At 73.4% G+C, this 20,148-nt stretch carries 18 protein-coding genes and 1 pseudogene; 16 read left to right on the top strand and 3 right to left on the bottom strand.

Annotation, left to right across the window (positions count from 1 at the left end; all coding sequences use genetic code 11):
- Nucleotides 1-31: 31 nt before the first annotated feature.
- Nucleotides 32-484: pseudogene (gene rsgA, locus OO47_RS16530) on the bottom strand (GTPase RsgA); the annotation flags it as partial.
- 613 nt (nt 485-1,097) lie between these two features.
- Entirely contained in the window at nt 1,098-2,222 is a 1,125-nt protein-coding gene (locus tag OO47_RS16525) for a YihY/virulence factor BrkB family protein (RefSeq protein WP_078489686.1), read from the bottom strand.
- 17 nt (nt 2,223-2,239) lie between these two features.
- Between OO47_RS16525 and OO47_RS16520 the strand changes: the two genes are divergently transcribed.
- The 16 genes from OO47_RS16520 (at nt 2,240) to OO47_RS16455 (ending at nt 18,997) form a co-directional block, all read left to right on the top strand.
- Nucleotides 2,240-3,895 (top strand): acyl-CoA dehydrogenase family protein, encoded by a 1,656-nt coding sequence (locus tag OO47_RS16520; protein WP_030211856.1) that lies wholly within the window; start codon nt 2,240-2,242, stop codon nt 3,893-3,895.
- A 334-nt stretch (nt 3,896-4,229) separates the two neighbouring features.
- Complete coding sequence (locus OO47_RS16515) at nt 4,230-5,522, top strand: helix-turn-helix domain-containing protein (protein WP_030211854.1); 1,293 nt, start codon at nt 4,230-4,232, stop codon at nt 5,520-5,522.
- 286 nt (nt 5,523-5,808) lie between these two features.
- Complete coding sequence (locus tag OO47_RS16510; RefSeq protein WP_030211850.1) at nt 5,809-6,378, top strand: GNAT family N-acetyltransferase; 570 nt, start codon at nt 5,809-5,811, stop codon at nt 6,376-6,378.
- 173 nt (nt 6,379-6,551) lie between these two features.
- Complete coding sequence (locus OO47_RS38595; protein WP_310887545.1) at nt 6,552-6,635, top strand: putative leader peptide; 84 nt, start codon at nt 6,552-6,554, stop codon at nt 6,633-6,635.
- A 137-nt stretch (nt 6,636-6,772) separates the two neighbouring features.
- Nucleotides 6,773-8,470, top strand: coding sequence for a nitrite/sulfite reductase (locus tag OO47_RS16505; RefSeq protein WP_030211847.1), 1,698 nt, complete (start codon nt 6,773-6,775; stop codon nt 8,468-8,470).
- The gene (locus tag OO47_RS35055) at nt 8,467-8,646 is read left to right on the top strand and encodes a hypothetical protein (RefSeq protein ID WP_030211844.1); all 180 of its coding nucleotides are present in this window, start codon (nt 8,467-8,469) and stop codon (nt 8,644-8,646) included. Before OO47_RS16505 ends, OO47_RS35055 begins: the two co-directional genes overlap by 4 nt.
- Entirely contained in the window at nt 8,643-9,350 is a 708-nt protein-coding gene (locus OO47_RS16500; RefSeq protein ID WP_030211841.1) for a phosphoadenylyl-sulfate reductase, read from the top strand. The genes OO47_RS35055 and OO47_RS16500 overlap by 4 nt, the downstream gene beginning before the upstream one ends.
- Nucleotides 9,350-9,931: an adenylyl-sulfate kinase gene (gene cysC, locus OO47_RS16495; protein ID WP_051715825.1), complete on the top strand. Its 582-nt coding sequence runs from the start codon at nt 9,350-9,352 to the stop codon at nt 9,929-9,931. The genes OO47_RS16500 and cysC overlap by 1 nt, the downstream gene beginning before the upstream one ends.
- Nucleotides 9,928-10,863, top strand: coding sequence for a sulfate adenylyltransferase subunit CysD (gene cysD / locus OO47_RS16490; RefSeq protein WP_030211835.1), 936 nt, complete (start codon nt 9,928-9,930; stop codon nt 10,861-10,863). The genes cysC and cysD overlap by 4 nt, the downstream gene beginning before the upstream one ends.
- Entirely contained in the window at nt 10,863-12,206 is a 1,344-nt protein-coding gene (locus OO47_RS16485; RefSeq protein ID WP_030211833.1) for a sulfate adenylyltransferase subunit 1, read from the top strand. The genes cysD and OO47_RS16485 overlap by 1 nt, the downstream gene beginning before the upstream one ends.
- 211 nt (nt 12,207-12,417) lie before the next feature.
- Nucleotides 12,418-13,557 carry an aliphatic sulfonate ABC transporter substrate-binding protein gene (locus OO47_RS16480; RefSeq protein WP_051715822.1) on the top strand — a complete coding sequence of 380 codons (1,140 nt, stop codon included), beginning with the start codon at nt 12,418-12,420 and terminating at the stop codon, nt 13,555-13,557.
- Nucleotides 13,558-13,597: 40 nt separating this feature from the next.
- The gene (locus OO47_RS16475) at nt 13,598-14,392 is read left to right on the top strand and encodes an ABC transporter ATP-binding protein (RefSeq protein ID WP_030211821.1); all 795 of its coding nucleotides are present in this window, start codon (nt 13,598-13,600) and stop codon (nt 14,390-14,392) included.
- Nucleotides 14,379-15,266, top strand: coding sequence for an ABC transporter permease (locus OO47_RS16470; RefSeq protein WP_030211818.1), 888 nt, complete (start codon nt 14,379-14,381; stop codon nt 15,264-15,266). Before OO47_RS16475 ends, OO47_RS16470 begins: the two co-directional genes overlap by 14 nt.
- A gap of 13 nt (nt 15,267-15,279) precedes the next feature.
- The gene (locus OO47_RS16465) at nt 15,280-16,029 is read left to right on the top strand and encodes a sirohydrochlorin chelatase (RefSeq protein WP_030211815.1); all 750 of its coding nucleotides are present in this window, start codon (nt 15,280-15,282) and stop codon (nt 16,027-16,029) included.
- Between the two features lie 165 nt (nt 16,030-16,194).
- Entirely contained in the window at nt 16,195-17,409 is a 1,215-nt protein-coding gene (locus OO47_RS16460; protein ID WP_030211812.1) for a lycopene cyclase family protein, read from the top strand.
- The gene (locus tag OO47_RS16455; RefSeq protein ID WP_033209272.1) at nt 17,396-18,997 is read left to right on the top strand and encodes an FAD-dependent oxidoreductase; all 1,602 of its coding nucleotides are present in this window, start codon (nt 17,396-17,398) and stop codon (nt 18,995-18,997) included. The genes OO47_RS16460 and OO47_RS16455 overlap by 14 nt, the downstream gene beginning before the upstream one ends.
- Before the next feature lie 164 nt (nt 18,998-19,161).
- On the opposite strand, the gene OO47_RS16450 is transcribed toward OO47_RS16455, so the two are convergent.
- Nucleotides 19,162-20,148 (bottom strand): DUF5914 domain-containing protein, encoded by a 987-nt coding sequence (locus OO47_RS16450; RefSeq protein ID WP_030211808.1) that lies wholly within the window; start codon nt 20,146-20,148, stop codon nt 19,162-19,164.

Below are 20,148 nucleotides of genomic sequence, written 5' to 3'. Positions count from 1 at the left end.
ACATCTGTGCAGGTGAACACTGTTGCGTATTACTCGCGCTCTCCCAGGCGAGGGCGAGGAAGCGTTCGATCCGGCCGAGGTCGAGTTCGACGGCGAGCGAGACGGCGATGACGGCGTGGTCGACGTTGGCGGCGAGGATCTGCCCCTCGGACCGCTTGGAGGACGTGGAACGCGCGAAGGCGGTACGGCGCGGCAGGCACGCCCGCACGTACAGGGGATCGCCGGCGCCCTCGGGGTCGACGGCGGCCCAGTCCCCGGTGCACACGACCCGGAGCGGGTCGTGCGGGGTCACGAACGCCGTGTCGGCCCGGACGGTCCCGGCGGCGGTGGCGACGTCGCACTGCCCCCGGTCGACCCGGACGACCCGCCCGGGGACGAGCCCCTGCGCGGCGTACGGCTCGAAGGCGGTGGCCCAGCCCTCGTCCCAGCCGTGGGCGACGAGGAGGGAGGAGTCGGAGGTGCGGGAGGAAAGCGGGAAAGACAAGGGGAACCCTTCGAAGGGCGGCCCCGGCGGCGCGCTCCGAGCGCGCGGATCGAGTGGGTGTCAGCCGGAGGCCACAGGGGTGGGAACGATGAACTCCTGAATGCGGGCAGAGCCCGTCACCGTGACAGTCATCAATGTCCTCACCTCCGGCTTCTTCTCGACTTCTCGACAGACCTGTTGCCGTCCTCTGGGAACGAACGGCCAGAACCACAACCCGCCTTCCCATACGGCACCACTGAATTAAACGAGCGGTCTCACCGACGCCCCACCTGCCGACCGCGGGACCACTCTCAGGGCCGGGGCGTGAAACGTGGGAGCGACGGGTGCCGTGATCGACCGCAACCGACCGGACGGCACGAAGGCGGTGCGGACGAGTGGAAGGGCTTGTGCCCCAACCGCTTCGGACGGCCGACTTCGAGATCGAATCCGACCTCGTCTTCACGGTGGAGGGTGATCAACGTCGTAGCACCGACGGGAAGAACGGGACGGACCCGGCCCGCGGCTCGACGTGCTCGGCACAGAGCCGCACTCAGTTCGGTCCCGGCGGTCCACAGGGCGGCTCCCGTGAGGAGGGCCGGGCGCTCCTCGTACATTCCTCGTGGCCTCCCCTCAGTCAGTCCTTCTCCCAGCCCGAGTGGAGGCGGGACTTCACGTCGTCCGGGGGGAGGAACCTCGACCAGCGTTCGGGGAACTCGGAGGGCATGTCCGGGTCGTCCTCGTCGACCTCGTCGGCCTCGGCGCGGACGCGGGCGACGAGTTCCGCCGCCTGGACGGCGCGGGCGCGTTCGTTGGCCTCGCGGGCCGCGGCGGTGGCGACGGAGGGCCAGACGCGGTCGATGGCGGCGTTGACGGCGGCGCCGACGAGGACGGCGAAGGCGGAGACGCCGATCCAGAGGAGGACGGCGATGGGGGCGGCGAGGGAGCCGTAGATGGTGGGGCCCTCGACCTGGCTGGTGAGGTAGATCCGCAGCAGGAAGCTGCCGAGGGCCCACATGGCGAGCGCGACGAGGGCGCCGGGGATGTCCTCGATCCACGGCGACCTGACGGGCACGGACACGTGGTAGAGCGTGGTGAGGAAGGCGATGGAGAGGAGGATGACGGCCGGCCAGTACAGGACGGAGACGACCTCCGTTCCCCAGGGGATCAGTTCGACGACCCGGTCGGGGCCCACGACGGCGAGCGGCAGGACGACGGCGCCGATGACCAGGGCCACCAGGTAGAGGAGGAAGGCCAGGAGTCTGGTCTTCACGATGCCGCGGTGGCCGTCGAGGCCGTACATGACGGTGATGGTGTCGATGAAGACGTTCACCGCGCGCGAACCGGACCAGAGGGCGATGGCGAAGCCCAGGGAGATCAGGTCGGGCCGTTTGCCCCGGGTGACGTCGTCCAGGACCGGTTTCGCGATCTCCTCGACGCCCCGGTCGGAGAGGACCGTCCCGGCGGCGCGGAGGATGTTCTCCTGGATGCTGGTGACGGTGTCGGTGTTCGTCCAGTCGTCGGCGTAGCCCAGGAGGGCGATCAGGCCGAGGAGCAGGGGCGGCAGGGACAGCAGGGTGAAGAACGCCGCTTCGGCGGCGAGACCGAGGATCCGGTACTCGATGCACGAGTTGACGGTGTCCTTGAGGAGCAGCCAGACCATCTTCCGCTTCGAGACGTTGCGGTAGAGGACGCGGGCGCGGTGGAGCCTGCTCCAGGGCCGCCGCTCTGGCCGTTCGGGTGTTTCTCTTGCTGCCTGCACCTGCTTACCGTATCCGTATGGCGCGGACCACCCACACAGTGACCAATCAGCCCCCTCCCCTGGTGGGGTACGACGTCTTCACGGGCGATCGTGCCCTGGTCGAGGCGGTCGAGCGGCACCTCGATCCGGGGCTCCTGGAGGAGGCCCGGGAGTCGCTGGCGCTGCTCGGCCGGGCGACGGGCTCGGAGCAGGTGCGGGAGTGGGGCGAGCAGGCGAACGAGAACCCGCCCCGGCTGCGGACCCACGACCGCTACGGCCACCGGGTGGACGAGGTCCACTTCCACCCCGCCTGGCACCGGCTCCTGGGGCGTTCCGTATCGGCCGGTCTGACGGACGCGTGGGACCGGCCGGGCGGGCACGTGCGGCGGGCCGCCGGGTTCCTGGTGGCGACGCAGGCGGAGGCGGGGCACGGCTGCCCCCTGTCGATGACGCACGCCGCCGTGCCCGCGCTGCGGATCGAGCCGGAGCTCGCCGGGGTCTGGGAGCCGGCGGCCCGCTCGCACGTGTACGAGCGGGCGCTGCTGCCCGTCGCGGAGAAGCCGGGCGCCCTGCTCGGGATGGCGATGACGGAGAAGCAGGGCGGCAGCGACGTCCGGGCGAACACGACCGGGGCGCGTCCGCTGGCGGCGGCGGGCGAGTACGTCCTGACCGGGCACAAGTGGTTCTGCTCGGCGCCCATGTCGGACGCCTTCCTGGTCCTGGCGCAGGCCCCGGCGGGCCTGACGTGCTTCCTGCTGCCACGGGTGCTCCCGGACGGCTCGCGCAACGCCTTCGCGATCCAGCGCCTGAAGGACAAGCTGGGCAACCGTTCGAACGCCTCGGCCGAGGTCGAGTTCGACGGGACGACGTGGGCGCGCCGGATCGGCGAGGAGGGGCGTGGCATCCGCTCCATCATGGGCATGGTGGCGGCGACCCGGCTCGACTGCGTGCTCGGCTCGGCGGCGCTGATGCGGCAGGCGGTGGCGCAGGCCGTCCACCACTGCTCGTACCGGAGCGCGTTCGGCGGGCCGCTGGCCGAGAAGCCGCTGATGCGGAACGTGCTCGCGGACCTCGCCCTGGAGTCGGAGGCGGCGACGGTCCTGGGGATGCGGCTCGCGGCGGCGTACGACGCGGCCGAGGACGGCGGGGCGGACGCCGACCGGGAGCGGGCGCTGCTGCGGATCGCGGTGCCGGTGGCGAAGTACTGGGTGACCAAGCGGTGTACGCCGGTGGTGACCGAGGCCCTGGAGTGCCTGGGCGGCAACGGGTACGTGGAGGAGTCCGGGATGCCCCGGCTGCTGCGGGAGTCCCCGCTCAACTCGGTCTGGGAGGGCTCCGGGAACGTCCAGGCCCTGGACGTGGTGCGGGTGCTGCGGACCGAGCCGCTCTCGCTCGACGCGTTCCTGCGGGAGGTCGGGGCGGCGCGGGGCGCGGACCACCGCTTCGACCGGGCGGTGCGGGACCTGCTCGCCGAACTGGCCGACCTGAACGGGATCGAGGCGCGGGCGCGGCGGCTCGTGGAGCGGATGGCCCTGGTGCTCCAGGGGGCGCTGCTCGTGCGGTGGGCCCCGCCGGAGGTCGCGGACGCGTTCTGCGCGGCGCGGCTCGGCGGCGACGGCGGCGCGGCCTTCGGCACGCTGCCGCACACCCTGGACCTGGGGGCGGTGGTGGAGCGGGCGCGGGTGGAGGTGTAGGCGTCGCGCCCGGCTGTGCCTGTACCCGTACGTGTACGTGTACGTGGGCAGGTGTCGGGCGGGTGCGGGCGTGCCCCTGCACCCGTACACGCGGAAAAGCGGGGGTGGTGCTGCGCCGACACGGCACCACCCGCCGCTCGTCCAAGGCTCGCCCAGGAGGGCGGGCGAGGGCGAGAGTTGCAAAGGGTTGCAGGATTACCCGAACCGGGCCTCGCCGGACGCTCCCGGGCGGCACGATGGGCATCGGCGCTCCGGACGTCCGCCCTCGCGCGGAACTCCGGTCGTCTGCCCCGTGCAGAACCGATACAGCACCCCGGGTGGCTGGGAGAGACCGATGAAGAACACGCAGCTCGACATGGGGCGGCTGGCCGCCATGGACACCGCCCGGGCCACCAGGCTGCTGCACCGGGTGCGCGAGGAGACGCTGGCGGGCCGGACGCCGCCGATCGCGCCCCGTCCGGTCATCGACGCGTCCTGGCGGCGGATGGTCCGGCTCGGTCTCGACCCCGACCAGGGCACGAGCACCGTGCTGCTCCACCGCGACGAGCTGGAGGAGCGGCGCAGGACCACGCTCCTGGCCGAGGTCATGCAGACGCTGACCGGCGGTCTCGCCGACATCGCCGACGCCTCCCTCCAGATCATGGTCGTCACCGACGAGCACGGCCGGGTGCTGTGGCGCCAGGGGAACTCCGGGGTGCTGCGGCGGGCGAACGGCATCTGCCTGGAGGAGGGCGCGGCCTGGACGGAGCGCACGACCGGCACCAACGCGGTCGGCACGGCGCTCGCCCTGGGCCGGGCGGTGCAGGTCCACTCCGCCGAGCACTACCTGCACACCCTGCACAACTGGACCTGTGCCGCCGCGCCCGTACGCGACCCGCGCGACCGGCGGCTCCTGGGCATCCTCGACGTGAGCGGCCCCGCGTCCACCCTCCACCCGGCGATGCTGGCCCTGGTCGACTCGGTGGCACAGCTCGCCGAGGCCGAGATGCGGGAGCGGCACCGCCGGTCGGTCGAGCGGCTGCGGGCGGTCGCCGCGCCGATCCTGTGCCGGGTGGGCGGCCGGGCCGTCGCGGTGGACGCGTACGGCTGGACGGCGGCGGTGACCGGGCTCGCGCCGGTGGACCGGGTCCCGCTGCCCAGGTCCTTCCGCGCCGGCCGGGTCTGGCTGCCGTCGCTGGGGACCTGCGCGGTGGAGCCGCTGCCGGGCGGCTGGCTGCTGCGGGTCGAGGAGGAGGCCGGGACCGGGGAGGCGGGCGCGGAGGCCCCGCAGCGGGTGGTCCTCGACCTGAGCCGGCCGCGCCGCTGGACGGTGTCCGTCTCGGGCCCCGCGGGCGGCTGGCAGCAGGAGCTCAGCCCCCGGCACGCCGAGCTCCTCTACGTCCTGGCGCTGCACCGGGACGGGCGGACGGCGGCGGAGCTGGCGGAGGACGTGTTCGGGGACCGCACGAGGACGGTGACCGTGCGGGCCGAGATGTCCCGGGTGCGCCGGACCCTGGCGGGGGTCCTGGCGCACCGCCCGTACCGCTTCCGCGAGGAGGTGGTGGTGGAGGTCCTGCGCCCGGAGTCGCCCGCGGACCTGCTGCCGCACTCGACGGCACCGGCGGTACGGGCCGGGGTGACGGGGTAGCCGGCGGTACGGGCCGGGGTGACGGGACAGCCCGCGGTACGGGCCGGGGTGACGGGACAGCCCGCGGTACGGGCCGGGGTGACGGGACAGCCGGCGGTACGGGCCGGGGCGGTGGGACAGCCCGCGCGGCCGGCGGTACGGGCCGGGTCCCCGGCCTCCGGTGTCACGGGCCCCGTCCCGTGCGGCACCCCTCCCTGTCCACCATGCGGACAATCGTCTCCCCCGGGCCTCCCCCTCCCCCGGGGCCGCCCTGGGAATCCCGCGCTCCGCATGATGCGATGGCCCCATGAGCATCACTCTCACCACCTGGTCCCTCGAACAGACCTCCCCGTCCGACCTGCGCCCCGCCGCCCCGCCGGAGGGCGGCGACGTGGCGATCCGGCGCGCCGAGGTGCCGTCGGCGGAGTTCAGCCGCTTCCTCTACACCGCCGTCGGCGGCGACATCCGCTGGTCCGACCGCCTGTCCCTGACGTACAAGCAGTGGCAGGAGATCGTGGAGAAGCCGGGCTCCGAGATCTGGGTGGCGTACGAGAAGGGGACGCCGGCCGGATACGTGGAGCTGGAGGCCCAGGCCGACGGCGTCGTGGAGATCGTCTACTTCGGCCTGATCCCGGCCTTCCGGGGGCGCCGGATCGGCGGACACCTCCTGTCGTACGCGACGGCCCGCGCCTGGGACCTGGCCGACCGCTGGCCCGGGCGGGAGGCCACGAGCCGCGTCTGGCTGCACACCTGCTCGCTCGACGGCCCGCACGCCATGGCCAACTACGAGCGGCGCGGCTTCCGGCTGTTCGACACCAAGGTGGAACAGGTCGAGGAGACCGAGACGCCCGGCCCGTGGCCCGGCGCGCACGCCTGAGGCCGGCCGCCCGAGGCCGGTCGGCGGAGGGGGTCCGGGAGGAGGGGACACGCGAGGCCCCTCCCGGCCCCCCGTTCGTGACCCAGAACACATTGTCTCGCTGTCCGAGACGACAATGTCCATATCCTGGACGATGCTGGACTGGTTCCAAAGTCCCGTGACACGCTTCCGCCATGCCTGGAACTGGAATTGCCTTGGTGAGTCGGCGGCACGTCGACCTCGGCCGCATGTCCAGCGCCATCTGTCCGGCGCGCTGAGAGAACCAGCACCGCCGCGATCACCCTTTCCACCCGACTCTGCCCCACCCTGCTGCGCACTGCCGCGCCACCCTCTGACCCGAGCGCGAGTGTGCAGGTCAGAGCCGCCCTCTCGCAGTCCCGAAGGACGAAACGCCATGGCCGCCACCCCGGAAAACCCCACCCCCGCCGCCGCCCGCCGCAAGGTCGGGCGTCACCGTGGCGAGGGTCAGTGGGCCGTGGGGCACTTCACCCCCCTCAACGGCAATGAGCAGTTCAAGAAGGACGACGACGGTCTCAATGTGCGGACACGCATTGAGACGGTCTACTCGAAGCGCGGGTTCGACTCCATCGACCCCAACGACCTGCGCGGGCGCATGCGCTGGTGGGGCCTCTACACCCAGCGCAAGCAGGGCCTGGACGGCACCAAGACCGGCGTCCTGGAGCCGGAGGAGCTGGACGACGAGTACTTCATGCTCCGGGTCCGCATCGACGGCGGCCGGCTGACCACCGAGCAGCTGCGGGTCGTCGGCGAGATCTCCGAGGAGTTCGCCCGGGGCACCGCCGACATCACGGACCGGCAGAACGTCCAGTACCACTGGATCCGCATCGAGGACGTCCCCGAGATCTGGAACCGCCTGGAGGCGGTCGGCCTGTCCACCACCGAGGCCTGCGGCGACACCCCGCGCGTCATCCTCGGCTCCCCCGTCGCCGGCATCGCCGCCGACGAGATCATCGACGGCACCCCCGCCATCGACGAGATCCAGCGGCGGATCGTCGGCAACAAGGACTTCTCCAACCTGCCCCGCAAGTTCAAGTCGGCGGTCTCCGGCTCGCCGCTGCTCGACGTGGCGCACGAGATCAACGACATCGCCTTCGTCGGCGTGCGCCACCCGGAGCACGGCCCCGGCTTCGACGTGTGGGTCGGCGGCGGCCTCTCCACCAACCCCAAGCTCGGCGTCCGCCTCGGCACCTGGGTCTCCCTCGACGAGGTGCCCGACGTGTACGAGGGCGTCATCTCGATCTTCCGCGACTACGGCTACCGCCGGCTGCGCAACCGCGCCCGCCTGAAGTTCCTCGTCGCCGACTGGGGCCCGGAGAAGTTCCGCCGGGTCCTGGAGGACGAGTACCTCAAGCGGAAGCTGACGGACGGCCCGGCCCCCGAGCAGCCCGCGGGCCGCTGGCGCGACCACGTCGGCGTGCACCGGCAGAAGGACGGCCGCTTCTACGTCGGCTTCGCGCCCCGCGTCGGCCGCGTCGACGGCGCCACCCTGACGAAGATCGCCGAGGTCGCCGAGGCGCACGGCTCCGGCCGGGTCCGCACCACCGCCGAGCAGAAGATGCTCGTCCTCGACATCGAGGAGGCGCAGGTCGACTCGCTGGTCGCCGCCCTGGAGGCGCTCGACCTGCGGGTCACCCCCTCGCCCTTCCGGCGCGGCACGATGGCCTGCACCGGCATCGAGTTCTGCAAGCTGGCGATCGTCGAGACGAAGGGCCGCGGCTCCTCGCTCATCGACGAACTGGAGCGCCGGATCCCGGAGTTCGACGAGCCGCTGACCATCAACATCAACGGCTGCCCGAACGCCTGCGCCCGCATCCAGGTCGCGGACATCGGCCTCAAGGGCCAGCTGGTCCTGGACGACGAGGGCAACCGCGTCGAGGGCTACCAGGTGCACCTGGGCGGCGCGCTCGGTCTGGAGGCCGGTTTCGGCCGCAAGGTACGCGGTCTCAAGGTCACCGCGGCCGAGCTCCCCGACTACGTGGAGCGGGTCCTCAAGCGCTTCCAGGCGGAGCGCGAAACTGGCGAGCGCTTCGCGACCTGGGCGGCGCGGGCCTCCGAGGAGGCGCTGTCGTGAGCGAGCGTGCCGCACCGTTCTTCTGCCCCTACTGCGGCGACGAGGACCTGCGTCCCAACGAGCGGGGTCACGGCGCCTGGGAATGCGCCGCGTGCAGCCGGGCCTTCCAGTTGAAGTTCCTGGGGCTGCTGGCCCCGGCGACTTCGGGCGACCCTTCTGGAAGGGAAGAGATATGACGATCGCTCAGGACGCCACCGCGGCCGACCTCAAGGCACTCGCCGAACGGGCCGGCCGCGAGCTGGAGGACGCCCCCGCGACGGAGATCCTCCGCTGGGCCGTCGACGCCTTCGGCGAGCGCTTCTGCGTCACCTCCTCCATGGAGGACGCGGTCGTCGCCCACCTCGCCTCCCGGGTCCGCCCCGGCGTGGACGTCGTCTTCCTCGACACGGGCTACCACTTCGAGGAGACCATCGGCACCCGCGACGCCGTGGACGCCGTCATGGACGTCAACGTGATCACCCTGACGCCGCGCCGGACCGTGGCCGAGCAGGACGCCGAGTACGGTCCGAAGCTGTACGACCGCGACCCCGACCGGTGCTGCGCGCTGCGCAAGGTCGCCCCGCTCGAAGAGGGCCTGACCCCGTACCGCGCGTGGGCCACCGGCCTGCGCCGCGACGAGTCCCCGACCCGGGCGAACACCCCGGTCGTCGGCTGGGACGAGAAGCGCGGCAAGGTCAAGGTCTCGCCCATCGCCCGCTGGACCCAGGACGACGTCGACGCGTACGTGGCGGAGCACGGCGTCCTCACCAACCCGCTCCTGATGGACGGGTACGCCTCCGTCGGCTGCGCCCCCTGCACCCGCCGGGTCCTGGAGGGCGAGGACGCCCGCGCCGGACGCTGGGCGGGCCGCGCCAAGACCGAGTGCGGGCTGCACGGCTGATGACCACGACCCCCCGCCCCCCTTCACAGACCTCCCGGGAGAACCACGTGACCGGTGCCACCATCTGGCTCACCGGCCTGCCGAGCGCCGGCAAGACGACGATCGCGTACGAGCTGGCCGGACGGCTGCGCGACGAGGGCCACCGCGTCGAGGTCCTCGACGGCGACGAGATCCGCGAGTTCCTCTCGGCGGGCCTCGGCTTCACCCGCGAGGACCGGCACACCAACGTGCAGCGGATCGGCTTCGTCGCCGAACTGCTCGCCTCGCACGGCGTGAAGGTCCTGGTCCCGGTCATCGCCCCGTACGCCGACAGCCGCGAGGCCGTCCGCAAGCGCCACCACGCCGAGGGCACCGCCTTCGTCGAGGTGCACGTGGCCACCCCCGTCGAGGTCTGCTCCGTCCGCGACGTGAAGGGCCTGTACGCCAAGCAGGCGGCGGGCGAGATCAGCGGCCTCACCGGGGTCGACGACCCGTACGAGGCCCCCGAGGCGCCCGACCTGCGGATCGAGTCCCAGAACCAGACCGTGCAGGAGTCCGCGGCGCAGCTCCACGCGCTGCTCACCGAGAAGGGTCTGCTGTGACCACTGTCGCCCACGTCCACGACACGACCGACGGCTCGTTCGCGCTGTCGCACCTGGACTCCCTGGAGTCCGAGGCGGTGCACATCTTCCGCGAGGTGGCGGGCGAGTTCGAGCGGCCGGTGATCCTGTTCTCCGGCGGCAAGGACTCCATCGTCATGCTGCACCTGGCGCTGAAGGCGTTCGCGCCGGCTCCGGTGCCGTTCGCGCTGCTCCACGTCGACACCGGGCACAACTTCCCCGAGGTCATCGAGTACCGCGACCGCACGGTCGCCGAGCACGGCCTGCGGCTGCACGTGGCCTCCGTGCAGGAGTACATCGACGCCGGGAAGCTCCGCGAGCGCCCCGACGGCACCCGCAACCCGCTGCAGACCGTGCCGCTGACCGAGGCCATCCAGGAGCACCGGTTCGACGCCGTCTTCGGCGGCGGGCGGCGCGACGAGGAGAAGGCCCGCGCCAAGGAGCGCGTCTTCTCCCTGCGCGACGAGTTCTCGCAGTGGGACCCGCGCCGCCAGCGCCCCGAGCTGTGGCAGCTCTACAACGGCCGGCACGCCCCCGGCGAGCACGTCCGCGTCTTCCCGCTGTCCAACTGGACCGAGCTGGACGTCTGGCAGTACATCCAGCGCGAGGGGATCGAGCTGCCGGAGATCTACTTCGCGCACGAGCGCGAGGTGTTCGCCCGCAACGGCATGTGGCTGACGGCGGGCGAGTGGGGCGGCCCGAAGGAGACCGAGCCGGTCGAGACCCGGCTGATCCGCTACCGGACCGTCGGCGACATGTCCTGCACCGGCGCCGTCGACTCCGACGCCACCACGCTCGACGCGGTGATCGCGGAGATCGCCGCCTCCCGGCTCACCGAGCGGGGCGCCACCCGGGCCGACGACAAGCTGTCCGAGGCCGCGATGGAAGACCGCAAGCGCGAAGGATACTTCTGATGAGCACGTCCACCGAGCAGCCGGCCGACCTGACGGCGGCCACCACCCTGCTGCGCTTCGCGACCGCCGGTTCCGTCGACGACGGCAAGTCCACCCTGGTGGGCCGGCTCCTGCACGACTCCAAGTCGGTCCTCGCGGACCAGCTGGAGGCCGTGGAGCACGCCTCGCGCTCCCGCGGCCAGGAGGCGCCCGACCTGGCGCTGCTCACCGACGGCCTGCGGGCCGAGCGGGAGCAGGGCATCACGATCGACGTGGCCTACCGCTACTTCGCCACGCCCCGGCGCCGGTTCATCCTCGCCGACACCCCCGGGCACGTGCAGTACACCCGGAACATGGTCACCGGCGCCTCCACCGCCGAGCTGGCCGTGGTCCTGGTCGACGCGCGCAACGGCGTCGTGGAGCAGACCCGCCGGCACGCCGCCGTCGCCGCCCTGCTCCGCGTCCCGCACGTGGTCCTGGCCGTGAACAAGATGGACCTCGTCGACTACGCGGAGCCCGTCTTCGCCGCCATCGCCGAGGAGTTCACCACGTACGCCAAGGAGCTGGGCGTCCCGGAGATCACGGCGATCCCGATCTCGGCGCTCGCCGGCGACAACGTCGTGGAGCCGTCCGCGAACATGGACTGGTACGGCGGCCCCACCGTCCTGGAGCACCTGGAGACGGTCCCGGTCAGCCACGACCTGACGGCCTGCCACGCCCGGTTCCCCGTGCAGTACGTGATCCGGCCGCAGACCGCCGAGCACCCCGACTACCGGGGCTACGCCGGGCAGATCGCCGCCGGCGCCTTCCGGGTCGGCGAGGAGGTCACCGTACTGCCGTCCGGGAAGACCTCCACGATCACGGCGATCGACGCGCTCGGCGAGGCCGTCGACATCGCGTGGGCGCCGCAGTCGGTGACGATCCGGCTCGCGGACGACATCGACATCTCGCGCGGCGACCTGCTCGCCCCGACCGGTGACGCCCCGGCCACCAGCCAGGACGTCGAGGCGACCGTCTGCCACGTGGCGGACCGGCCGCTCGCGGTCGGCCAGCGGGTCCTGCTCAAGCACACCACCCGCACGGTCAAGGCGATCGTCAAGGACATCCCCTCGCGGCTGACCCTGGACGACCTTTCCCAGCACCCGGCCCCCGGGCAGCTGGTCGCCAACGACATCGGCCGGGTCGTGGTCCGCACCGCCGAGCCGCTGGCGCTCGACGCGTACGCGGACTCCCGCCGCACCGGTTCGTTCCTGCTGATCGACCCGGCGGACGGCACCACGCTCGCGGCCGGCATGGCGGGCGAGTCCTTCGCCACCGCCAAGGCCGTCGCGGCGGCCGAGGACGAGGACGGATGGGACTTCTAGACATGCTCCCCGACGTCTACTCGACCTTCGCGAAGGAGGGGGGCCGCGTCGGCAGCGGCACTCTCGGCAGCGGCCAGGGAGGGGTGGCGCGATGTGCGCGATGACGTACGCGCACCGCATGCGCGCCCACACCCCCCACGAGCCGTACCCGCCTCCGCTCCACCGCCGAAGACGTGCGTCATGAGACCACGTGCCGAGAGGAAAGCCCCGCGTGTCTGCCACCGGAAACTCCCGCACCACCCGTAAGCCGCTGCGCAGCGGCGTCGTCGCCGCCGCAGCCCTGCCCCTGCTGATCGGCGCGCTCGCCTCCTGCGGCTACGGCTCGCAGGCCACGAAGGACGAGTCCGCCGACAAGAAGGCGCCCGTCGCGGCCGACGCGAAGAAGCTCTCCGCCTCCGAGGTGCGGATCGGCTACTTCCCGAACCTGACGCACGCCACCGCGCTGATCGGCGTCCAGGACGGTCTGATCCAGAAGGAGCTGGGCGGCACGGTGCTGAAGCCCCAGACCTTCAACGCGGGCCCGTCGGAGATCGAGGCGCTCAACGGCGGCTCCCTCGACATCGGCTTCATCGGCCCCTCGCCCTCCATCAACGCGTACGTCAAGTCCAAGGGCAAGAACCTGCGGATCGTCTCCGGCTCCGCCTCCGGCGGCGTGAAGCTGGTCGTGAACCCGGACAGGATCAAGACCCTGGACGACCTCAAGGGCAAGAGGATCGCCACCCCGCAGAAGGGCAACACGCAGGACGTCGCGCTCCTCAACTGGATCTCCGAGAAGGGCTGGAAGGTCGACCCGGAGTCCGGCAAGGGCGACGTCTCGGTTGTCCGCACGGACAACAAGGTCACCCCGGACGCCTTCAAGTCCGGCTCGATCGACGGCGCGTGGGTCCCCGAGCCGACCGCGTCCAAGCTGGTCTCCCAGGGCGGTTCCGTCCTCCTGGACGAGACCGCCCTGTGGCCCGACAAGAAGTTCGTGATCACGAACGTCATCGTGTCGCAGAAGTTCCTCTCGGAGCACCCGGACGTGGTCGAGGCCGTTCTCAAGGGGACGGTGAAGACCAACGAGTGGATCAACGCCAACCCGGAGAAGGCGAAGGAGTCCGCCAACGCGGCCCTGAAGAGCCTCAGCGGCAAGGCCCTGGACGCCAAGGTCATCGACCCGGCGTGGCCCAGCATCGCGATCACCGACGACCCGCTGGCCTCGACGCTGAAGACCCAGTCCGAGTGGGCCGTCAAGGCCGGGCTCATCAAGCAGCCCGACCTGGCCGGCATCTACGACCTGACGCTCCTCAACAAGGTGCTGAAGGCCGCCGGCAAGCCCGAGGTCTCCGACGCCGGCCTCGGCGCCAAGTAACCCGCGCCGGCGAATCCACGAACCCCAGGAGGTGACGACCATGGCCACCACGCTCGCCAAGGCGGCCGAGGGCATCGCGGCGGAGCAGACGCACGCCGCCCGGATCGAGCACGTCTCGAAGTCCTTCCCCGGCCCGGCCGGTACCCAGCTCGTCCTGGACGACGTCAGTCTCGACGTCGCGCCCGGCGAGTTCGTCACCATCCTGGGGGCCTCGGGGTGCGGCAAGTCCACCCTGCTCAACCTGGTCGCGGGGCTCGACCGGCCGACCCAGGGGTCCATCGCGACCCCGGGCGGCCGGCCGGCCCTGATGTTCCAGGAGCACGCCCTCTTCCCGTGGCTGACCGCGGGCAAGAACATCGAACTCGCCCTGCGGCTGCGCGGGGTGCCCCGGGCGGAGCGCAGGCCGGAGGCCGAGCGGCTGCTCGAACTGGTCCGGCTCGGCGGCGCGTACGGCAAGCGGGTGCACGAGCTGTCCGGCGGCATGCGGCAGCGGGTGGCCCTCGCCCGGGCGCTCGCCCAGGACAGCCAGCTGCTCCTGATGGACGAGCCGTTCGCGGCCCTGGACGCCATCACGCGGGACGTGCTGCACGGCGAGCTCACCCGCATCTGGGAGGAGACGAACCTGTCCGTCCTCTTCGTCACCCACAACGTGCGCGAGGCCGTGCGCCTCGCCCAGCGCGTGGTCCTGCTCTCCTCCCGGCCCGGCCGGGTGGCCAAGGAGTGGACCGTGGACATCCCGCAGCCGCGCCGCATCGAGGACGCGGACGTGGCCGAGCTGTCCGTCGAGATCACTGAACACCTGCGTGGGGAGATCCGCCGCCATGGCCAGCACTGACACCGCCCCGAAGGCCAAGGCGGACGACCTCGCCGGCCTGGAGGCCGGGCTCGACGCCCTGGACGCGGTCGAGATCCGCCGCGCCCCGGTCCGCGAGGTCCTCGTCAAGAAGGTCCTCCCGCCGACCCTCGCCGTCACCCTGGTCCTCGTCGTCTGGCAGGTCCTCGTCTCGGCGAAGGTCACCGAGGAGACCAAGCTGCCCGCGCCGTCCGCGGTGTGGGACGGTCTGGCCGACATGTGGCTCCAGGGCACCCTCCTGGAGGTCATCTGGACCAGCGTGTCCCGGGGCCTGGCGGGCTTCCTGCTGGCCCTGGCCATCGGCACCCCGCTGGGCCTGCTGGTGGCCCGGGTGAAGTTCGTGCGCGCCGCGATCGGCCCGATCCTGTCCGGTCTGCAGTCGCTGCCCTCGGTGGCGTGGGTGCCGCCGGCCGTGCTCTGGTTCGGCCTGAACGACGCGATGATGTACACCGTCATCCTGCTCGGTGCCGTCCCGTCCATCGCCAACGGCCTGGTGTCCGGCGTGGACCAGGTCCCGCCGCTGTTCCTGCGGGCCGGCCGCACCATGGGCGCCACCGGCCTCAAGGGCACCTGGCACGTGGTCCTGCCGGCCGCGCTGCCCGGCTACCTGGCGGGCCTGAAGCAGGGCTGGGCGTTCTCCTGGCGCTCGCTGATGGCCGCGGAGATCATCGCCTCCTCGCCGGACCTGGGCCTCGGCCTGGGCCAGCTCCTGGAGAACGGCCGCAACAACATCGACCTGCCCGGCGTGTTCCTGGCGATCCTGCTGATCCTGATCGTCGGCATCGCGATCGACCTGCTGATCTTCAGCCCGCTGGAGCGGTGGGTGCTCCGCAGCCGCGGCCTGCTGGTGAAGTGAGCTCTGGACTCCCGTGAACCACCTCCCTGTCCTCCTCGTGATCGCCCACGGCAGCCGCGACCCGCGGCACGCGGCCACCGTCCAGGCGCTGGTGCGCCGGGCCGGTGCGCTGCGGCCGGGGCTGCGCGTGGAGACGGCGTTCCTGGACTTCAACCTGCCGTCGGTGACGGGGGTCCTGGACCGGCTCGCCGCCGAGGGGGTACGGGACGTGGTGGCGCTGCCGCTGCTCCTGACCCGGGCCTTCCACGCGAAGGCGGACGTGCCGGCCGTCCTGCGGCAGGCCCCCGCCCCGCTGCGGATCCGGCAGGCGGAGGTCCTGGGCCCGTCGTCGCTGCTGATCGCGGCGGTGGAACGGCGGCTGTACGAGGCCGGGCTCGCGCCCGGCGACAAGAGCGCGACCGGGGTCGTCCTGGCCTCGGCGGGCTCCACCGACCCGGAGGCGATCGCGGTGATCGCAGAAACGGCGCGGGAGCTGCGGCGCACCGGTTGGTGCTCCGTGCGGCCCGCGTTCGCCTCCGCATCCCTTCCGCCCACGGAGGACGCCGTACGGGCCCTGCGCGCCGAGCCGGGCGTCCGGCGGGTGGCGGTCGCCCCGTACGTGATCGCGCCGGGCCGCCTCCCGGACCGGATCGCCGCGGGCGCGGCGGAGGCGGACGTCCTGGCGGACGTCCTGGGCCCCTCTCCCGAGCTGGCCCGGCTGCTGCTCGCCCGCTACGACGGGGCGGCCCGGGCGGCCGAGCGGGTGGCGGCGGCGGCCGTCTGACCCTCCCGGCACCCCTCCCCCGTACTCCCCGCACTCCCCCGTATCCGCTGCATCCGCGGCCCCCGGATGGGCCGAATGCAGCACGGGGCCGCGCGTCGCCCCGCGTTCCCGGGTACATCCACCGGGAACGCTTCCGAGGCGAGGTGAGGGAGGTGACGGGCGTCCATGGACACCGGCGCCGAGGTGGTCGTCGTCGGGGGCGGCGCGGCCGGGCTGTCCCTCGCGTGGCGGCTGCTCTCGCCCCCGGACGGCGTCCCCGTCCCCCGCGTCACCCTCGTGGAGGCTCCGCCGGGGCCGTTGCGGCCCCCGGAGCGGACCTGGTGCTTCTGGGAGGCCGGGCCGGGCGCGTACGACTCCCTCCTGACCGCGAGCTGGGGCGGGCTGCGGGTGCGGGGGCCCGACGGGTCCGGCCCCGTGCGGTCCCTGGGCGGCCTGCGGTACAAGATGCTGCGCTCCGGGGACTTCGAGCGGGGCCTGCGGCCGCGGCTCTCCGCGCTGCGCCGGGTCGAGGCCGTCGTGGAGGAGGTCGCCGACGGGCCGGACGGCGCCGTCGTGGTCTGCCGCACGGCCGGGGGGACCGTCTCGCGGCTCCCGGCCCGCTGGGTCTTCGACTCCCGGCCGCCCGCCGTCGCGCCGCCCGCCCGGACCGTGCTGCTCCAGCACTTCCGGGGCTGGTTCGTACGGACCGGGCGGCCGGTGTTCGCGCCGGACGCCGTCGAGCTGATGGACTTCCGCACGCCCCAGCCCGCGCACGGCCTCTCCTTCGGGTACGTCCTCCCGGTCAGCCCGTACGAGGCCCTCGTCGAGTACACCGAGTTCGACCGGGCCCCGCTGACGACCGCCGCCTACGACCGGGCCCTGGACCGGTACACCCGGGACGTGCTGCGGCTCGGGCCCTTCCGGGTGCTCGGCACCGAGCAGGGCGTCATCCCGATGAGCGACGGGCGCCACCCCCGCAGGGCCGGGCGGCACGTCTTCCGGATCGGGGCGGCGGGCGGGGCCGTCCGGCCCTCCACCGGATACGCCTTCGCGGCGATCCAGCGGCAGGCCCGGGCCGTCGCGGACGCCGTGCACCGGGGCCGGCGCCCGGTGCCCCCGCCCGCGTACTCCTCCCGGGCGCTGGCCATGGACTCCGTCCTGCTGCGGGGCCTCGACACGGGCCGGATCGACGGCCCGGCCTTCTTCGCCGGCCTCTTCGCCCGCGTCCCCTGCGAGCGGCTGCTCCGCTTCCTGGACGGTGCCACCGGCCCGGCCGAGGAGTTCTCCATCGGGCTGCGCACGCCCGTCCCCGCCATGCTCCGCACGGCGGCCGAAGTCCCCCTACTCCCCCGGCGCGCCCGCCCGGGACCGCACCTGGAGGCCCCCGATGAACGGCTCTGAACTTCCCCCCGTACCAAGGAGCTTCCCGGGACGGGCCTCCGAGCGGGCCCCGGCCCCGCGCCGCGGCCGCGACCGCCGGGCGGTCGTCCTGCCCGCGCACCCCGGGCGGGACCGGGCGGACCGGGACGGGCCGCGCTGCGCCGTCGTCGGGGGCGGGATCGCGGGCATCGCCGCCGCGACCCTCCTCGCGGAGCGCGGGGTACGCGTCACCCTGTACGAGCGCGAGGCGTCGCTCGGCGGGCGGCTCGCCGGCTGGCCCGTGGAGCTGGCGGACGGCTCGGCCGCGACGATGAGCCGCGGCTTCCACGCCTTCTTCCGGCAGTACTACAACCTGCGCGGGCTGCTGAGGCGGGTCGATCCGGGCCTGGAGCGGCTGCGGCCGCTGCCCGACTACCCCCTGCTGCACGGCTCGGGCCTGTACGACAGTTTCGCGCGCGTCCCCCGTACACCGCCGTGGAGCGCCCTGGGCTTCGCCGCGCTCAGCCCCAGCTTCGGCGTGCGGGACCTGGCCCGGATGAACCCCCGGGCGGCGCTGCCGCTCCTGGACGTGCGCCTGCCCGGCGTCCACGACCGGTACGACGGCATGAGCGCCCGGGAACTGCTCGACCGGATCCGCTTCCCGGAGAAGGCCCGGCACCTCGCCTTCGAGGTCTTCTCCCGCAGCTTCTTCGCCGACCCCGGGGAGCTGTCGGCGGCCGAACTCGCCCTGATGTTCCACATCTACTTCCTGGGCTCCTCCGAGGGGCTGCTCTTCGACGTGCCCGACGAGCCCTATCCGCAGGCCCTCTGGGAGCCCCTGGCCCGCTATCTGGAGGGCCACGGCGTCGACATCCGCGCCGGCGCCCCCGTCGCCGGGGTCGAGAGCGCGTCGGGCGGGGGCCACCTGGTGCACGGCCCGAGCGGTACGGAGCGGTTCGACGCGCTCGTCCTGGCGCTCGACACCGCCGGGCTCCGATCCGTCGCGGCGGCCTCGCCCACGCTGTGCGACGAGGCCTGGCGCACCCGGGTCGCCGCCCTGCGCACGGCCCCGCCGTTCCTGGTGACCCGGCTCTGGCTGGACCGTCCCGTCGCCCCGGGCCGGCCCGGCTTCCTCGGGACCGGAGGCCACGGCCCGCTGGACAACATCAGCGTCCTCGACCGGTGGGAGGGCGAGGCCGCCCGCTGGGCCGGGAAGACCGGCGGCTCCGTGGTCGAGCTCCACGCCTACGCGGCGGACGCGGCGGCGGGTCCGGAACCGGTCGCGCGGGAGCTGGTCGAGCGGCTGCACCGCGTGTACCCGGAGACGGCGGCCGCGCGGATCGTCGACCGGCGCGACGAATGGCGGCAGGACTGCCCGCTCTTCGCCGTCGGGAGCCACGCGGACCGGCCCGCCGTCGACACCCCGGACCCCACCGTCACCGTCGCCGGTGACCTGGTCCGCACCGATCTCCCGGTGGCCCTGATGGAGCGGGCCGCCACGACGGGCTTCCTGGCCGCCGACGCGCATCTGCGGCGCTGGGGCCTGCGGGGGCAGACGCTGTGGACGGTGCCGCGGCGGGGGCGGTCGGCGGTGCTGAGGGCGATGGCGCGGGCGTACGGGGAGTACTGAACGGGGCATGGTGACGGGGGCGCCGGACCACGGCCGTACGCCGGCCCTGGAACGGCGCGCCCGTCGGCCCGGGAGCGGCCCCCGTCCGGAAGGACACCCCCGTCGGCCCGGGAGCGGCCCTCATCGGGAACGGCGCCCCCGTAGACCCGGGAGCGCCCCCGCCGTCAGCCCGGGAACAGCCCCCGCGCCCGCAGCGACCAGCGCCGTTCCGCGTACGCCAGGTCGTCGCGCCACAGGCGGCCCGCCGCCGCCCGCATCGCCGGGCGGAGGAGCGGGGCCGCAAGCCGGGCCAGGGCGAACCCCCGCCGGTCCGAGCCGGCGACGACGGCCTCCACGACGGCGGTGCGGGGGCGCCGGGCGCCCGCCGGGGTGAGGGGGGTGGCGTGCGTCTCGACCACCGAGCCCGTCCCCTCGCCCGCCGTGATCCGCATGACGACCGTCCTCGGGTCCGGCGCGGTGAACACGGCCCGGACGGGCACCACGACCCGTCCGGCCACCTTGAACGACACCTCCACCTCCAGCGCGTCGTCCTCCTCCGTCGGGGTCCGCAGCACCTCCAGGTCGACGAAGGAGTACGGGTGGAGCCAGGCGCCGTGCCAGGGGTCGAGCCGGTTGGCGACGACGTCCTCCGGCTCGCACGTCCCCACGCCCGTGTAGACGGCGCCGACCGCTCCGTCCGCCGCGGGACGCCCGGGCACGAAGGGCCGCTCCGTCGGGGTCTCGCCGCCCACCCGGTCCAGCCTGACCCAGAGCAGCAGTCCGTCGTCGTGCACGGGCCACGGCGCCCAGCCCGCGAAGGGGCCGCCGTCCAGGGGGAGTCCGTGCCAGTGGCAGATCAGCGTCCCGCACCGCACGACGCTGTCCTTGAGCGGCGCGCCCAGGTGCGGGCAGGCGCCCGGGCCCGCGTGGGGCGTCCCGTCCGCGTCGCGCCACAGGACCAGCTCGGTGCCCGCCACGGTCCGCCCGAGCGGCCGGTCGTCGCGGAGGTCGCGGCTGGCGCCGACGACGAACCAGTTGCCCGAGGGGCGGGCCCGGGCGCGGTCCAGGGCCTCGGCGATCAGGGCCGGTTTGGCGTCCCGCCAGGTCGGCCGCTGCCGCTCCCAGGCGACGGCGTTCCGGCGCAGCCGCAGCGGGATCTCGGGCCTCCGCAT

Origin of the sequence: Streptomyces bikiniensis (assembly GCF_000716625.1) — a bacterium.
GTDB lineage: Bacteria > Actinomycetota > Actinomycetes > Streptomycetales > Streptomycetaceae > Streptomyces > Streptomyces bikiniensis.
This window is presented reverse-complemented; position numbering and strand designations above follow the sequence as displayed.

What these genes read in the sequence shown, in the direction of transcription:
- OO47_RS16460 (WP_030211812.1), top strand. Translation starts at nt 16,195, where the DNA reads ATGGACACCGGCGCCGAGGTGGTCGTCGTCGGGGGCGGCGCGGCCGGG.
- cysC (WP_051715825.1), top strand. Translation starts at nt 9,350, where the DNA reads ATGACCACGACCCCCCGCCCCCCTTCACAGACCTCCCGGGAGAACCAC.
- OO47_RS16505 (WP_030211847.1), top strand. Translation starts at nt 6,773, where the DNA reads ATGGCCGCCACCCCGGAAAACCCCACCCCCGCCGCCGCCCGCCGCAAG.
- OO47_RS16450 (WP_030211808.1), bottom strand. Translation starts at nt 20,148, where the DNA reads ATGCGGAGGCCCGAGATCCCGCTGCGGCTGCGCCGGAACGCCGTCGCC.
- OO47_RS16470 (WP_030211818.1), top strand. Translation starts at nt 14,379, where the DNA reads ATGGCCAGCACTGACACCGCCCCGAAGGCCAAGGCGGACGACCTCGCC.
- OO47_RS16515 (WP_030211854.1), top strand. Translation starts at nt 4,230, where the DNA reads ATGAAGAACACGCAGCTCGACATGGGGCGGCTGGCCGCCATGGACACC.
- OO47_RS16500 (WP_030211841.1), top strand. Translation starts at nt 8,643, where the DNA reads ATGACGATCGCTCAGGACGCCACCGCGGCCGACCTCAAGGCACTCGCC.
- OO47_RS16520 (WP_030211856.1), top strand. Translation starts at nt 2,240, where the DNA reads ATGGCGCGGACCACCCACACAGTGACCAATCAGCCCCCTCCCCTGGTG.
- OO47_RS16485 (WP_030211833.1), top strand. Translation starts at nt 10,863, where the DNA reads ATGAGCACGTCCACCGAGCAGCCGGCCGACCTGACGGCGGCCACCACC.
- OO47_RS16510 (WP_030211850.1), top strand. Translation starts at nt 5,809, where the DNA reads ATGAGCATCACTCTCACCACCTGGTCCCTCGAACAGACCTCCCCGTCC.
- OO47_RS38595 (WP_310887545.1), top strand. Translation starts at nt 6,552, where the DNA reads ATGCCTGGAACTGGAATTGCCTTGGTGAGTCGGCGGCACGTCGACCTC.
- OO47_RS16475 (WP_030211821.1), top strand. Translation starts at nt 13,598, where the DNA reads ATGGCCACCACGCTCGCCAAGGCGGCCGAGGGCATCGCGGCGGAGCAG.
- OO47_RS16455 (WP_033209272.1), top strand. Translation starts at nt 17,396, where the DNA reads ATGAACGGCTCTGAACTTCCCCCCGTACCAAGGAGCTTCCCGGGACGG.